The sequence below is a fragment of the Streptomyces sp. NPDC048420 genome (assembly GCF_040651535.1).
Lineage (GTDB): Bacteria > Actinomycetota > Actinomycetes > Streptomycetales > Streptomycetaceae > Streptomyces.
Map to the genome: position 1 here is coordinate 99,185 of NZ_JBEZKG010000017.1, position 14,778 is coordinate 113,962.

15 protein-coding genes are annotated in these 14,778 nt (G+C 71.1%); 13 read left to right on the forward strand and 2 right to left on the reverse strand.

Annotated elements, in window-relative coordinates:
- Positions 1–27 precede the first annotated feature (27 nt).
- From AB0D34_RS30355 to AB0D34_RS30400, 10 genes are all read left to right on the forward strand, one after another.
- Positions 28–615 carry an SMI1/KNR4 family protein gene (locus AB0D34_RS30355; protein ID WP_362667066.1) on the forward strand — a complete coding sequence of 196 codons (588 nt, stop codon included), beginning with the start codon at positions 28–30 and terminating at the stop codon, positions 613–615.
- Positions 616–1,280: 665 nt separating this feature from the next.
- On the forward strand, positions 1,281–2,123 hold the full coding sequence (locus AB0D34_RS30360; RefSeq protein ID WP_362667069.1) for a tryptophan 2,3-dioxygenase family protein: 843 nt from the start codon (positions 1,281–1,283) through the stop codon (positions 2,121–2,123).
- Entirely contained in the window at positions 2,116–3,324 is a 1,209-nt protein-coding gene (gene kynU / locus AB0D34_RS30365) for a kynureninase (RefSeq protein ID WP_362667072.1), read from the forward strand. Before AB0D34_RS30360 ends, kynU begins: the two co-directional genes overlap by 8 nt.
- A gap of 267 nt (positions 3,325–3,591) precedes the next feature.
- Positions 3,592–4,491, forward strand: coding sequence for an alpha/beta hydrolase (locus AB0D34_RS30370; RefSeq protein ID WP_362667075.1), 900 nt, complete (start codon positions 3,592–3,594; stop codon positions 4,489–4,491).
- A 184-nt stretch (positions 4,492–4,675) separates the two neighbouring features.
- Complete coding sequence (locus AB0D34_RS30375; RefSeq protein WP_362667077.1) at positions 4,676–5,701, forward strand: alpha/beta hydrolase; 1,026 nt, start codon at positions 4,676–4,678, stop codon at positions 5,699–5,701.
- On the forward strand, positions 5,694–6,914 hold the full coding sequence (locus AB0D34_RS30380; RefSeq protein ID WP_362667079.1) for an acyltransferase: 1,221 nt from the start codon (positions 5,694–5,696) through the stop codon (positions 6,912–6,914). The genes AB0D34_RS30375 and AB0D34_RS30380 overlap by 8 nt, the downstream gene beginning before the upstream one ends.
- Positions 6,915–6,954: 40 nt before the next feature.
- On the forward strand, positions 6,955–8,277 hold the full coding sequence (locus AB0D34_RS30385; RefSeq protein WP_362667381.1) for a sensor histidine kinase: 1,323 nt from the start codon (positions 6,955–6,957) through the stop codon (positions 8,275–8,277).
- Positions 8,274–8,957, forward strand: coding sequence for a response regulator transcription factor (locus tag AB0D34_RS30390; protein ID WP_329229653.1), 684 nt, complete (start codon positions 8,274–8,276; stop codon positions 8,955–8,957). The genes AB0D34_RS30385 and AB0D34_RS30390 overlap by 4 nt, the downstream gene beginning before the upstream one ends.
- A 99-nt stretch (positions 8,958–9,056) precedes the next feature.
- Positions 9,057–10,433 carry a histidine kinase gene (locus AB0D34_RS30395; protein WP_362667082.1) on the forward strand — a complete coding sequence of 459 codons (1,377 nt, stop codon included), beginning with the start codon at positions 9,057–9,059 and terminating at the stop codon, positions 10,431–10,433.
- Positions 10,430–11,095: a response regulator transcription factor gene (locus tag AB0D34_RS30400; protein WP_362667085.1), complete on the forward strand. Its 666-nt coding sequence runs from the start codon at positions 10,430–10,432 to the stop codon at positions 11,093–11,095. Before AB0D34_RS30395 ends, AB0D34_RS30400 begins: the two co-directional genes overlap by 4 nt.
- A 28-nt stretch (positions 11,096–11,123) precedes the next feature.
- Here AB0D34_RS30400 and AB0D34_RS30405 read toward each other — a convergent pair whose 3' ends face one another.
- Positions 11,124–11,591: a MarR family transcriptional regulator gene (locus tag AB0D34_RS30405; protein WP_362667088.1), complete on the reverse strand. Its 468-nt coding sequence runs from the start codon at positions 11,589–11,591 to the stop codon at positions 11,124–11,126.
- A gap of 109 nt (positions 11,592–11,700) precedes the next feature.
- Between AB0D34_RS30405 and AB0D34_RS30410 the strand changes: the two genes are divergently transcribed.
- The 3 genes from AB0D34_RS30410 to AB0D34_RS30420 all read left to right on the forward strand — a co-directional run bounded on the left by AB0D34_RS30410 (position 11,701) and on the right by AB0D34_RS30420 (position 14,495).
- A complete protein-coding gene (locus tag AB0D34_RS30410; RefSeq protein ID WP_362667091.1) occupies positions 11,701–12,636 on the forward strand; it encodes an LLM class flavin-dependent oxidoreductase in 936 nt (311 codons plus the stop codon).
- 50 nt (positions 12,637–12,686) lie between these two features.
- Positions 12,687–13,895 carry a cytochrome P450 gene (locus AB0D34_RS30415; RefSeq protein ID WP_362667093.1) on the forward strand — a complete coding sequence of 403 codons (1,209 nt, stop codon included), beginning with the start codon at positions 12,687–12,689 and terminating at the stop codon, positions 13,893–13,895.
- Positions 13,896–14,042: 147 nt separating this feature from the next.
- Positions 14,043–14,495, forward strand: a complete 453-nt coding sequence (locus AB0D34_RS30420) for a DUF5707 domain-containing protein (protein ID WP_362667095.1) — start codon at positions 14,043–14,045, stop codon at positions 14,493–14,495.
- Here AB0D34_RS30420 and AB0D34_RS30425 read toward each other — a convergent pair.
- Positions 14,482–14,751 carry a hypothetical protein gene (locus tag AB0D34_RS30425; RefSeq protein WP_362667098.1) on the reverse strand — a complete coding sequence of 90 codons (270 nt, stop codon included), beginning with the start codon at positions 14,749–14,751 and terminating at the stop codon, positions 14,482–14,484. The genes AB0D34_RS30420 and AB0D34_RS30425 overlap by 14 nt on opposite strands.
- Positions 14,752–14,778 lie beyond the last annotated feature (27 nt).

The window sequence follows — 14,778 nt, forward strand, 5'->3', positions numbered from 1 at the left end:
CAGGTGCCGGTGCCATCATGGGGGCCCATGACACCGAGGCCCATCAACAGCTCATGGGACCGCCTTGAGAGGTGGCTCGCCGCACACGCACCGCGAACCTTTGCCTCGCTGCCTCCGGCTGCGGATCAAGGAGCGATCGACGCCGCGCAAGCCCTTCTGGGGCAGCGCTTTCCCGCTGAACTGGCCGAATCCCTCCTCCGTCACGACGGCAGCGGGTACTTCGACGTCCTGGGCGCTTTCCAGCTCATGAGTACGCGGGAGATCGTGTCAACACGCCAGTTCGCAACCCGGCTCGAAGAGGAGACACAGCGCGAAGGCCGAGCCGCCCACTTCATTCTCCGTGACGGCTACGCCCTCTGGCACCCAAACGATCTCCCCTTCGCCAGCAACGCCGGCGGTAGCCACTGGGTACTCGATACCAAGCCCCATGACGCAACCCGCAGAATTGCATGGCACGATGAGCTCGGCACCACGACCTACCCCCCGCACGTAATGTGGGAATCCCTGAGCCATCTGCTCGATTCCGTCGCCACCGCGCTGGAGACCAGCACGCCACTGGAACGACGCCTGCCGACAACGGCTGACGGACGCTTGACGTGGCAGATCACCACTTGACCTTTCAGAGCACCGTCCAATGGCACCTGGGACGGCGCCATCGTGATGCATCCTGAGTTGCTGACCGGGGCCAACCGCAATGCACCACGGGCCTGGGGTGCGACGGCTGCACTCCTCGGGAGCCAACTCGCCCCCCAAGCCCCTTCCAAACCACCTGACACCGCCGCGCCCCAACATCCTGACCAGGCCACACAGCAATCGACCCGGTACAGACTCCACCCGATCCTCATTCGGGACGAAGAGGTCGTGAGTTTGGATCCCGCCGCCTTGAGCGGGACCCTGGAAACCCCCTCGACTCGCCGGCGGCCCTCGAATCGCCGCCGTCATGGGCAGCGGCACTTGGCGCGGCAGGTTCGCGAACCTCGCCCGTCGGAGGCTTGTCGCCCGCCCACTCCGTGGAGCAGGTCCTGGCAAGGTCCGCCACCCATTCCAGGTTCCGCTCCGGCAACTGCGCCGCGACGCTGTCCAGCCACTCCTGCTCGGTCATACCGTGGTCCCTCCCACTGATCGTCCTCGGAGTGTCCTGGAGTGTGAGGTCCGTCTGACTGCTCAGGCGGACCTTGCCTTTTTGCGGGACCATCGAAGAGGATTTGCCGCGGGGACCGGGGCGTCCTGTCGAAGACGGCAGGGGCGGACCGCTACCCGGAGTATTTCAGGAGACAGCGATGTCGTCCCATGAGGCTCAGGAATCGCAGGAGCCCGAGACCCCGCATCTCGACTTCCAAGGCACGACGCCGTACGAGGACTACGTCAAGGCGGACGTGCTCACCCACCTCCAGCACACCCTCTCCGACGATCCCGGAGAGATGGTCTTCCTGGTCACGACCCAGGTGATGGAGCTGTGGTTCACCGTCATCGTGCACGAGTGGGAGACCGCGACGGTCGCCCTGCGCTGCGACGACGTGCCGACCGCGGTCGCCGCGCTGAAGCGTTCCGTACGGGAACTGGAGGCACTGAACGCCTCCTGGAAGCCGCTCGGCCAGCTGACCCCCGCGCAGTTCAACTCGTACCGCAGCGCCCTCGGCGAGGGCTCCGGCTTCCAGTCGGCGATGTACCGGCGCATGGAGTTCCTGCTCGGCGACAAGTCCGCGTCCATGCTCGTCCCGCACCGGGGCGCGCCCCGCGTCCACGCCGAGCTGGAGAAGGCGCTGCACGAGCCGAGCCTGTACGACGAGGTGCTGCGGCTGCTCGCGCGGCGCGGGCACGCGATCCCGTCCGCCGTGCTGGAGCGTGACGTCTCGCGCCGCTACGAGCCGTCGGAGGAGGTCGAGGCCGCCTGGACGGCCCTCTACTCCGGCCCCGAGGACGACGAACTCGCCCGTCTCGGCGAGGCGTTGACCGATGTCGCCGAGCTGGTGTGGCGCTGGCGCAACGACCATCTCGTCGCCACCCGGCGCGCGATGGGCGCCAAGGCCGGCACGGGCGGCTCCGCCGGGGTGGCCTGGCTGGAGAAGCGCGCGCAGAAGAACGTGTTCCCGGAGCTGTGGACGGCGCGGTCCCATGTCTGAACTGACCTTGCGCGCGGAGAAGTTGGACTCGGCCGACGAACTGGCGGGCGTGCGCTCGCGGTTCGTGCTCGACGACGTGGTGTATCTGGACGGGAACTCGCTGGGCGCGCTCCCGGCCGCCGTCCCGGGGCGCGTCGAGGACGTCGTACGCCGTCAGTGGGGGTCGCTCAGGATCCGGTCCTGGGACGAGAGCGGCTGGTGGACCGCGCCGGAGCGGATCGGTGACCTGATCGCTCCGCTGGTCGGGGCGGCGGCCGGGCAGATCGTGGTCGGCGACTCGACAAGTGTCAATGTTTTCAAGGCACTTGTGGGGGCGGTACGGCTCGCGGGTGGTCCGGATTCCGGGTCCGCCTCCGGTCGTGACGAGGTGATCGTCGACGCGACCACCTTCCCCACGGACGGGTACATCGCCGAGTCCGCGGCCCGGATGACCGGCTGCACGGTGCGTGCGGTGACCCCGGCGGAGGTGCCGGACGTACTGAGCGGCCGTACGGCGGCCGTCCTGCTCAACCACGTCGACTACCGCACCGGGCGCCTGCACGACCTGCCCGGACTCACCGCCGCCGTGCACGCGGCGGGCGCGATCGCCGTCTGGGACCTGTGCCACAGCGCGGGCGCCCTGCCGGTCGGGCTCGACGCGCACGGCGTGGACCTCGCGGTCGGCTGCACCTACAAGTACCTGAACGGCGGCCCGGGTTCACCGGCGTACCTGTACGTCCGCCGCGAGCACCAGGACCGCTTCGACTCCCCGCTGCCCGGGTGGAACTCCCATGTGGAGCCCTTCGGGATGCGGCCTTCTTACGATCCGGCGCCGGGCGCGCTGCGGGGCCGGGTCGGCACGCCCGACATCCTCTCCATGCTGGCCCTGGAGGCGGCCCTCGAGGTCTGGGACGGGGTGCCGGTCGAGTCGGTGCGCGCCAAGTCACTCGCCCTGACGGACTTCTTCCTGGAGTGCGTCTCGGCGTACGTCGGTGAGGGGCGCGTCGAGTGCGTGACACCCCTGGCGCACGGGGAGCGGGGCAGCCAGGTCGCGCTGCGCTGCGAGGACGCGGGTGCGGTGATGAAGCGGCTCATCGAGCGGAGTGTGGTGGGCGACTTCCGGCAGCCGGACGTGCTGCGGTTCGGTTTCACGCCGCTGTACGTCGGGTTCGCGGACGTGGAGCGGGCGGCGCGGGTGCTGGGGGAGACGCTCGCCCGCTGATCGCTCGTCGTGGCGTGAGGCCGGGGTGACGGGCACCCCGGCCTTCGCCGCCGTTACCGCCGCGCGTTCGGTGGCGGCGTCGCGGAAGTGCCGCAGCGCCTCAGCCGTACGGACACGCGCGGTACGCCCTCCGGGACGGACGGTGCCCGGTTCGGCACGCGTGTCCGCGCACGTCATCGGCCTGATAGCGTCCCGGCCAACGGCCGGATTCTCTTGCAGGATCTTTCACGGTCCGTCAGATCCGTTTCACCGCTGAGAGGTTGGAGCATGCCGGACGACGCCGCAGCCCGTGCCGCCGCAGGAGCCCGCGCCGCGGCCGAGGAGGAGTCGGCCTTCTCGCACGCGGCGGTCGACCCCGACGTCACCGCGGCGTACGGCGACGATCCCGATCAGGTGATCGACTTCTACGCCCCGCGCGAGGCTGTGTCCCCCGGGGGCGGTCTCGCGCCGCTGGTCGTCGTCCTGCACGGCGGGGCTTGGCGGGCGCCGTACGACCGGCGCCATGTGACACCGTTCGCGGACTTCCTGGCGCGGCGGGGGTTCGCGGTGGCCAACGTGGAGTACCGGCGGGGCGCTGCCGCCGGGGCCGGTGACGTCGGCCCCGTCGCCGGGCGTTGGCCGGAGACCTTCGACGACGTGGCCGCCGCGATGGACGCCCTTCCCGCGCTCGTACGGGAGTTCCTGCCGCAGGCCGACCCGCGCCGCATGGTGGTCACCGGTCACTCCGCGGGCGGTCACCTCGCGCTGTGGGCCGCGGCCCGGCACCTTCTGCCGGACGACGCCGCGTGGCGCACCGACCGTCCGGCGCCCCTGCGCGGTGTCGTCGCCCTCGCCCCGATCGCCGACTTCACGGTCGCCGAGAAGCTGGACGTGTGCGGCGGGGCCTGCCGTCAACTCCTGGGCGGGGAGGAGGGGTTCGCGGCTCGTCTGTCCTATGCCGACCCCGCGCTCCTGCTGCCCACCGGCATCGCGACCACCCTCGTCCAGGGCCGCACCGACACGGTCGTCCCGCAGGCGGTCGCCGAGGCCTACGCGGACGCGGCGGCCAGGGCGGGCGAGGTGGTGGGCCTGACGCTGCTCGAGGACGTCGGACACTTTCCGCTGATCGACCCGGCGGCGGACGCGTGCGCGGTGGTGGCGGAGGAGATCGCGCAGTTGGCGTGGTGACGACGGTTTCCGGCGCGTGTCCGCGCCCTCCCGGCGCGTGTCCGCGCCCTCCCGGTGATACCCGTAATACCTGAGAGCTACGACTCCAAAGAGCTCCCTGGCGGGACGCGGACGACAGCCGCCGCTCCGTAACTTCCCTTCCAGACAAGCCCGATGGCCGGGCGGACGGGAAGGGGCGGGGACTGTGGGGAGCAGCTGGAGGGGTTGGCGCGAGGGCCGCGGTGACGCGCGGCGGCACAGGGGGGACGACCGGCGATCCCACAGATGGCGCCGGGCCCTCCTCGCCACCCTCATCACCGCGGCCGTGGTGGCCCCTCTCTCCGCAGCGGCCCGCCCCGAGATCCCGTCCCCGTCCCCCGCCACCCTCCCGAAGCCCACCGCCACCAACCTCGCCGAGATCTACGCCGCCAACAGTGCCAACGCCACCGAGGCCGCCCGCATGGCCGCGGCCCACGGCGACGACCACCGCGCCGCGATGGACAGGGAGTTGGCCGCCCCCACCCGCCACCTGCTCACCTTCGACGGCCGGGGCCCGGGAAGGGCGACAGAGGTCTTCGGCGATCTCGCCCGCGCCGACCACGTGGCCGTCCTGGTGCCCGGCTCCGACACTTCCCTGGACACCTACGACCGCTTCCGGGCGACGGCGGCGGCCCTGCAGCGGCAACTCACCCGCACCGCTCCCCACGGCACCCGGACCGCGGTGGTCGCCTGGCTCGGCTACCGCACCCCGGACACGGTCAGCACCACGGTCCTGACCACGGACAGGGCGGACGAAGCGGCACCCCACCTGCGCGCGTTCATACGCCGGCTCCAGGGCGTCGTAGGCCGTCACACCACCGTCTCCCTCGTCTGCCACTCCTACGGCACGGTCGTCTGCGGAAGGGCCGTGAGCCACCTGGACATCGACGACCTGGCCCTGGTCGGCAGCCCGGGCACCGGCGCGGACACCGCCGCGGCCCTGCACACCCCCGCCCGGATCTGGGCGGCCAGGGGTCAGGACGACTGGGTCGGCGAGGTCCCCCATGTGAGGACCGACCTCTTCGGCGTCACCGTCGGCTTCGGCACCGACCCGGTCTCCCCGGCCTTCGGCGCCCACGTCTTCGCCGCCGGAGAGGGCGGCCACAGCGACTACTTCAGCCCGGGCTCGGTCTCCCTGACCAACCTCGCCCGGATCGTCCTCGGAGACACCGCGGAGGTGACCCGTGCCTGAGACCGACTATGGCCTTCGCCGAGGCGCCGACGGCATACGCCGGGCCGCCGCCCAGATCGACGCGGCCACACCCCCGGAGCGGGACCGTGCCGTCGACGCCCTGCGCGCCTTCGCGATCCTCGGTGTCGTCCTCGGCCACTGGCTGGTGACGGCCCTGGTCGCCGACGGCGGCGCCCTGCACACCGCGAGTCCGTTGCAGCACATGCCCTGGCTGGCCCCGATCTCCTGGGCCTTCCAGACGCTGGCCGTGTTCTTCCTGGTGGGCGGCCATGTGGCGACACGCGGTTACACCTCGGCACGCGCGCGCGGGACGACGTACGGACAGTGGCTGACGAGCCGTCTGTCACGGCTCTTCAAGCCGGTGGCCGTCCTTCTCGCCCTGTGGACGGTGGCTGCGACGGCCCTGCTGCTGAGGGGGGCTCAGTTCGAGACGGTCCGCACGCTGGTCAAACTCGCACTGTCCCCGATGTGGTTCCTCCTGGTCTTCAGCGCTCTGACGGCGGCGACCCCGCTGCTGCTGCGGCTCCACCCGTTGTGGCCGCTGGCCGTCGTCCTGCATGTGGACATCGTGCGCTTCGGGCTCGGCGGCCCGGACTGGCTCGGCTGGGTGAACCTGGCAGCCGGCTGGCTGGTGCCGTACACGCTGGGCGCGGCCTGGACGCGGGGTGAGCTGGAGGGGCGGCGCGCCGGATGGCTGCTGCTCGGCGGCGGTGCGGTGGTGACCGCGGTGCTCGTCCTGTGGGCGGGGTATCCGGCGTCGATGGTCGGGGTGCCGGGCGCCTCCGTCTCCAACCTGAACCCGCCGACGCTGGCCGCCGTCACCTTCGGTCTGGCCCAGTGCGGTCTGGCCCTGCTGCTGCGCGACCGGTTGCGCCGGGGTATGCGACGTCCTCCGGTCTGGGCGGCGGTGGCGTTCGTCAACCTCTCCGCGATGACGATCTTCCTCTGGCATCAGACGGCGCTGATGGCCACCACGGCCACCGGCCTCGCCGCGGGCCGGCTGCCCGGCCTGCACACCGTCCCCGACGGACTGGGCTGGGTGGCGGCCCGGTTGGCCTGGCTCCCGGTGTTCGTCCTCGCCCTGGCGGTGTGTTGGTCGGCCTTCCGGTCCTTCGAGCAGGGGCCGCGCAGGGTCGGGGGCCGTCCGTCCCGGGTGATCCGCGTCCACCGCCGTACGGAGGCGGCCGCAGCGAAGGAGGCGCATCGTGCCTAGGGTGGTCGGCGTGAGGGATACGGGGGTCCAGCAGGTGGTCGTGGGACGTCTCCAGCGCTGGCTGGGAGCGCTGCGCACCGACCTGTGCACGCTGCGGGCCGATCCGCTGCCTCCGTCGGTGTGGCTGCGGTGGTTGCCGCACGGTGTGGTGTGCATGGTGGCCTTCGGGGTCACGGTCGGCGCCGTGGGGGAACTCTCGGACGGCGGCGGGGCAGGGCTCACGCTCGCCTTCGCGATCGGCCTCGCACAGGGTGCAGCCGTCGTGTTCGCGCTGTGGCGGCCGGTCCCCGCGTGGTGGGTCTCGTCCGTGGCCATGGTGGTCGGTGCCATCGAGGTCCGCCGACAACTGCTGGCCGGCGGCGCGCACGGATTCACCTGGCCCTGGAGCTCCGCCGGACTCATCGGGCACATGGCCGTACTGCTGCTGCTCGCCCTGCGGGTGCCTGCGCGGGTGGCCGTCGAGGCGCTGGCGGTGACCCTGCTTCTCACGTACCTCATCGAGGGCGTGCTGGGTGCGGCCGACTTCCAGCCCACCGGGGTGCTCGCAGCCATCCTGTTCACCGTGGTGGTGGTGCTCGGCACCGCCCTGCGCGGCCGACGGGAGGCCCGCAAGGCGCTCGTCGAGCAGACCACCCTCACCGCCGAGGAGCGGGCCCGCCGCACCCTGCTGGAGGAGCGCAGCCGTATCGCGCGCGAGCTGCACGACGTCGTCGCCCACCACATGTCCGTCATCTCGATCCAGGCGCAGGTCGCCCCGCACCTCGTGGAGAACCCGTCCGACGAACTCCAGGAGAACCTCGCCGGCATCCGGGAGAACGCGCTGGAAGCCCTGACCGAGCTGCGCCGGGTCCTGGGCGTACTGCGCGCCGAGCACCCCGACACGGTGGAGCAGTCCGCCGACCCCGCCACCGGCACCGCCCCGCACGCCCCGCAGCCCACCCTCGACCGGCTCGACGCGCTGGTGGAGAACACCCGGGCGGCCGGACTGACCGTGGACGTCGACGTGCGAGGTGTCCGGCGGCCGCTGCCGCCCGGCGTGGACCTGTCGGCGTACCGGATCGTGCAGGAGGCGCTGAGCAACGTCCTGCGCCACGCGCCCGGCGCGACCGCCTCCGTCGCGCTCGTCCACTACGTGCACGGGGTGGACGTGCGGGTGGTCAACTCACGGCCCACCCGCAGCGTGCCGTCCTCCCCGGGCGCGGGGCACGGCCTGCTCGGCATGCGGGAGCGGGCCGCGATGCTCGGCGGCACCCTGCGCGCCGGCCCCCGGCCCGACGGCGGCTACGAGGTGGCCGCGTATCTTCCGACGGCACCCCCGGGCGCGACCGACCAGCTCACCGACCCGAAGGACGACACCGCATGACGAGCGGCACGAGTGGCAGTATCCGCGTACTCATCGCCGACGACCAGCAGATGGTCCGGCAGGGCTTCAGCGTGCTGCTGGGCGCCCAGCCCGGTATCGAGGTGATCGGGCAGGCGGTCGACGGACTCGACGCGATCGCCAAGGTCGCCGAACTCGTCCCGGACGTCGTCCTGATGGACATCCGGATGCCCGAGCTGGGCGGCATCGAGGCCACCCGCCGCATCACGGGTGAGCGCCCGGAGATCAGGGTCCTGGTGCTGACCACCTTCGACCTCGACGAGTACGTCTACGAGGCGCTGCGGGCCGGCGCGTCCGGGTTCCTGCTGAAGGACGCCTCCGCGGAGCAGCTCGCCGAGGCCGTGCGGGTGGTGGCGGCCGGGGACGCCCTGCTCGCGCCCGGCATCACCCGGCGGCTGCTCGCCGAGTTCTCCCGCCTCGACAACCGGCCCCGCTCCCCGCTCAAGAGCCGGGTCGGCGAGCTGACCGAGCGGGAGACGGAGGTCCTCGCCCTGATCGCGCAGGGCCTGTCGAACGCGGAGATCGCCGAGCGGCTGGTCGTGGCCGAGCAGACGGTGAAGACCCATGTGGGCCGCATCCTGGTGAAGCTGGGCCTCAGGGACCGGACGCAGGCGGCGGTGTTCGCGTACGAGTCGGGGCTGGTGCGGCCGTCGGGCTACTGATCGCCAGGCCTGCGGTACCTGTAGTACCTGAGAGGGATGGCGAAGGACCCCTCTCACTGGTGACGACGGCGACCCGCACCCACACCTACGGTTCTGAATGTGACCGATACGACCGAGACGCACATGGCACCCCCGCACGGCGGCAGCGGCGGGTACGACGCGTACAAGTTCCGCAGCCCGGAGTTCAGAGCCGCCGTGGAAGCCCTGCGCGGCCTGCGGCACGACCTGATCAGTGACGCCTTCGCCTACCGTCCGTTGCCTCCGACGCCCGTCGACAAGGGGCTCTCCCGCGTGCTGTCCGGCCGGCTGCGGGAGTACGCGGTCTGGACGCCCCACACGCTGATCACCGTGGCCGGCCTGCTCGCCATGCTCATCGGCGCGGGCAACAGCGGCCGCGGCGCGGCCACCAACCTCTTCGTCGGTATGTCCGCCCTGGTCCCGATCCTGCTGACCATGGTGCGGCCGGTCATGGCCTTCTGGCTGTCGTTGGCCGCGACCGCGGTCACCTATCCGGTGGTTTTCGTCAACTCCTGGCAGCAGGACTGGCCGTGGCTGCCAGGCGGCTTCGCCTGCCACCTCGTCGTACTCACGGTGGTGGCCGTGCGCACCAGGCCGCGCACGGCGGCCTGGATGTGGCTGCTGACGGGGGCCTACGGTCTGCTATGGCAGGGCGGCCTCGGCAGCAGTCACTACTACCGCTCCAACACCGTGGAGATGCTGTTCATCTCCGCCCTCGCCCTGCTCGTCGTGAGCGTCTGGCACATACGCCGGGACGCCGTGCAGACGGTGACCGCCCAGCAGACGGTGACCGCGCACGAGCGTTCCCGCCGCACCCTGCTGGAGGAGCGCACGACGATCGCCCGCGAGCTCCACGACGTGGTCGCCCACCACATGTCGGTCGTCGCCATCCAGGCGGAGGCCGCGCCCTACCGGGTGGAGAACCCGCCGCCGGAGCTGGAGAAGGCGTTCGCCACCATCCGGGAGAACGCGGTGGCGGCCCTGACCGAGCTGCGCCGTGTCCTCGGAGTGGTCCGTGCCGAGGACTACGAGGCGCCGGACGCCCCGCAGCCCACCCTCGCCGACCTGGACTCGCTGCTCGACAACGTGCGGGGGGCGGGCCTGAGCGTCGAGCAGGCGGTCACCGGGGCGGTGCGCGAACTCCCGCAGGGTGTGGAGCTGTCGGCGTACCGGATCGTCCAGGAGGCCTTGAGCAACACCCTGCGCCACGCCCCCGGGGCGAGCGCCCGGGTCGAGATCGGATATGTCCTGGGCGGCCTGGGCCTGCGCATAGTCAACGGCCCGTTGCCCGAACCGTCCTTGGTGAAGCCCTCGCCCGGCGCGGGGCACGGCATCACCGGTATGCGGGAGCGGGTCTCCATGCTGAACGGCGAGATGACGGCGGGTGCCACGGACGAGGGAGGGTACGAGGTGGCGGTGTTCCTGCCGGTGCCGCACGTGGGCGAGGACGAGGCATGACCATCCGTGTACTGGTCGCGGACGACCAGATGATGGTCCGCGAGGGTTTCTCCGTCCTCCTCAACGCGATGCCCGACATCGAGGTGGTCGGCGAGGCCGTCAACGGCCGCGAGGCGGTGGAACGGGTGCGTGAACTCGCCCCCGACGTGGTCCTGATGGACATCCGCATGCCGGAGTTGAACGGCATCGAGGCGACCAGGGAGATCGTCGCGTCCGACACCACGGCGAAGGTCCTGGTGCTGACGACCTTCGACCTCGACGAGTACGTCTACCAGGCCCTGCGCGCGGGAGCCTCCGGCTTCCTCCTCAAGGACGCCTCGGCCCGCCAACTCGCCGAGGGAGTAAAGGTGGTGGCGTCCGGCGAGGCCCTCCTCGCCCCCTCCGTCACCCGCCGCCTGATCACGGAGTTCTCCAAACTCTCCGAGTCCCCCCGCCTCATGACCTCGTCCCACGGCGCCTACGGCGACCTGACCGACCGCGAGACAGAGGTCCTGGTCCTCATCGCCCAGGGTCTGTCGAACTCGGAGATCGCCGAACGCCTGGTGGTCGCCGAGTCCACGATCAAGACCCACGTCAGCCGCGTCCTGGTGAAGCTGGGCCTGAGGGACCGGACCCAGGCGGCGGTGTTCGCGTATGAGGCGCGGCTGGTCACGCCGGGCTGATGAGGTCGCCTGTCGAACCCCTCGTCCGTCACGCCGAGTCAGAAGTATCGTCGGCGCGCGTCGGGGCCCCCACGAGGGACTGCAACGTGCGGACCAAACACGCGGCGTCCGCGCTGGAGAGCGGGGCGAGGAACTGCCGTTCCATCGCCTGGCGGGCGTGTTCGGCGTCGCGTAGGCGCTCGCGTCCGGTCGGCGTCAGCTGGGCGATGTTCTTGCGTCGGTCCTTGGCGCTGCGGCGCCGCTCGACGAGTTCCTTGCGCTCCAAGGCGTCGACGAGGGCCACCATCGTGGTGCGGTCGATCGCCAGCTTGCCCGCCGCCTCCAGCTGGGACAGGTCGTCATGCGCGTCGAGGACGGCGAGAACCGCCAGTTCACGGCCGTCGATTCCGTGCGGCTCCAAGGCCCGCGCGGACTCCTCGGTCAGCCGCAGGTAGGCGTGCTTGAACAGATAGCCGAGGCGGGAGGTGAGGACTTCGGGCGGCGCGTCGCGAGTCATGGTCGCAGCGTATCCGGAGACTGATGGTCAGCTCTGCTGACGATCAGCTAGGCTGATGATAGCGAGGCCGTCAATGGCGGCGCGTCGACTTGAGGGGCGCCCGATCACCATGTCCGACCAGCACCTTCCTTCCGTACCCTCCGTAACCTTCGGAATCAAGACCACCCCGATGCGGGTCCCCTACCAGGACATCCTCCGTGTATGGCAGGAGGCCGACGACCTGCCCGACATCGCGGACGCCTGGCTCTGGGACCACCTCATGCCGATCGCCGGCCCGAAAGACGGGCAGATCCTCGAAGGGTGGACGCTGCTGAGCGCCCTGGCCGCCAGGACCCAGCGGCTGCGCCTGGGCCTGCTCGTGACGAGCAACCGGATCCGCCTGCCCGCGGTCCTCGGCAAAATCGCCACCACGGTCGACGTGATCTCCGGGGGCCGTCTGATCATGGGGCTCGGCGTGGGCGGCACCGTGCAGCCACCCGACGCGGGCGGCATCGCCGGCGAGAACCCGGCCGCCGCGGAGTACGCGGCCTACGGCCTCACACTGGTCCCGCCCGCCGAAGGCATCGCCCGCCTGGCGGAAACCATCACCATCCTCCGGGGCATGTGGACGCGGGACGTCTTCGACTTCCACGGCCGCTACTACACCCTGACCGGCAACCACAACGAGCCGAAACCCGTCCAGCGGCCAGGCCCACCCCTGCTGATCGGCGGCTGGGGAAACAGGACACTGCGCCTGGTCGCCGAGCAGGCCGACATCTGGAACATCCCCGGACCGCCGCACAACACGCCGGCCTACATCGCCGAGCGGAGTGCCGTTCTGGACGACCACTGCGCCGCCATCGGCCGTGATCCACGGACGATCACCCGTTCCGTGCAGTACATCGTCTCCTACGACGACCCGGCCACCGACCGCAAAGTCATCACGGAGCTCATCACCGCGGGCATGACGCACATCGTGCTGAGCCTGCGGAGCCCCTATCCCTCCCAAGCCGCCCGATGGCTCACCGACGAGATCATCAAGCCCATACGCGGCGCAACCCCGTGACCGTGAGACCCCCCTGGTCAGAGGCGGTGCCGTCGGGCTAGCGTCCCCCCATGGCAGCCTTCGATCCCTGGGACCCGGCCTTCCTCGCCGACCCGTACCCCGCCTACGCCGAGCTCCGCGCCCAAGGCCGGGTGCAGTACTTCGAGCCGACCGACCAGTGGCTCGTCCCGCACCACGCGGACGTCTCCGCGCTGCTCAGGGATCGCAGGCTCGGGCGGACGTATCAGCACCGGTTCTCGCACGAGGACTTCGGGCGGACCGCGCCGCCCGCCGCGCACGAGCCGTTCCACACGCTCAACGACCACGGCATGCTCGACCTGGAGCCGCCGGACCACACCCGGATCCGGCGTCTGGTGTCGAAGGCGTTCACCCCGCGCACGGTCGAACAGCTCAAGCCGTACGTGACCAAGCTGGCCGGTGAGCTGGTGGACCGGCTCGTCGCGGAGGGCGGCGGTGATCTGCTCACCGATGTCGCCGAGCCGCTCCCCGTCGCGGTGATCGCCGAGATGCTCGGGATCCCCGAGGAGGACCGGGCGCCGCTGCGGCCCTGGTCGGCCGACATCTGCGGGATGTACGAGCTCAACCCGCCGCAGGACGTGGCCGAAAGGGCGGTGCGGGCCTCCGTCGAGTTCTCCGACTACCTCCGCGAACTCATCGCCGAGCGGCGCAAGCGTCCCGGCGACGACCTCATCTCCGGGCTCATCGCCGCCCACGACGAGGGCGAGCGGCTCACCGAGCAGGAGATGATCTCCACAGCGGTGCTGCTGCTCAACGCCGGTCACGAAGCCACCGTGAACTCCACGGTCAACGGCTGGTACGCCCTCTTCCGCCACCCGGAGCAGCTCGCCGCACTGCGCGCGGACCACTCCCTGGTGCCCCAGGCCGTCGAAGAGCTCATGCGCTACGACACCCCCCTCCAGCTCTTCGAACGCTGGGTCCTGGACGACATCGAGATCGACGGTACGACCATCCCGCGCGGCGCCGAGATCGCCATGCTCTTCGGTTCCGCCAACCACGATCCCGCCGTGTTCCGGGACCCCGAGCGCCTCGACCTCACCCGCAGCGACAACCCGCACATCTCCTTCAGCGCCGGTATCCACTACTGCATCGGCGCCCCCCTGGCCCGTATCGAACTGGCCGCCTCCATGACGGCCGTACTGGAGAAGGCCCCGACGCTCACGCTGGCGGCGGACCCGGAGCGCAAGCCGAACTTCGTGATCCGGGGGCTGGAGGGGCTGCGCGTGCACACCGTCCCGTAGGTACGTGCAAGGACGCAACGGCCGTTACTCAGGCTCCAGTTGAGTACGCGTGCTCATACCCGGCGCTCGCCGCGCGGACAGTATGGGACGCACGGCGCCGCCAAGAGCGCCGGTGGGATCCAACTGAGCCTCGCAGGAGAATTTCTCATGTCGCGTCGTATCGTTCTGTCTGCTGCCGCCGGTGTCGTCGTCCTCGGTGGTGCCGGTGCCTTCGCCCTCGCCTACGCCGGGGACCAGTCGCCGACGCTCGCGCACAGCACGGCCCGCTACACCGCTCCCGCCGCCGACCGCGACGGCTCGCTGACCTTCACGACCGACGTCACGGCGTCCTCCGAGGTCAAGAGCGTGAAGGTGCTGGCCTGGCCGGCGAACTCGTCCTTCGCGAAGAAGGGGCTGACGGCCAAGGACATGGCCTCCGTCGACTCGGCCGTCTGCAAGCCCTCGGGCGGGGACAGCGAGCGGTGCACCTACAAGGTCCCCGTCACCCAGGCCGACGCCGACGGTTCCCCGCGGGGCCAGTGGCACGTGGCCGTCCTGGTCACCGCCAAGGACGGCGACACGACCCTCGACACCAAGGCGGCCGACTTCACGGTGGCCTGATCCCGCCCGGTCGGTCCGGCCGGGGCCGCCGCCCGCCCACCAGCCGCATCAGCAGGGTGAGGACGAGAAGCGGCAGCAAAGCTCCCCCCAGCACCACGAACGGCAGCTCCGTGAGCAGGACCGTCCAGTCCATGCCCTCGTTCTCGAAGCCTCCGCCCAGGTGCCGCCGGGTGCGGGGCAGGGACAGCCACAGTGCGGGTGCCGCGATCGCACCCGCCGCGGAGAGCGCACAGCCGCCGCAGGTCACTCCGTCCACTCTCCGCTCCATGGAGACAAGGACGCG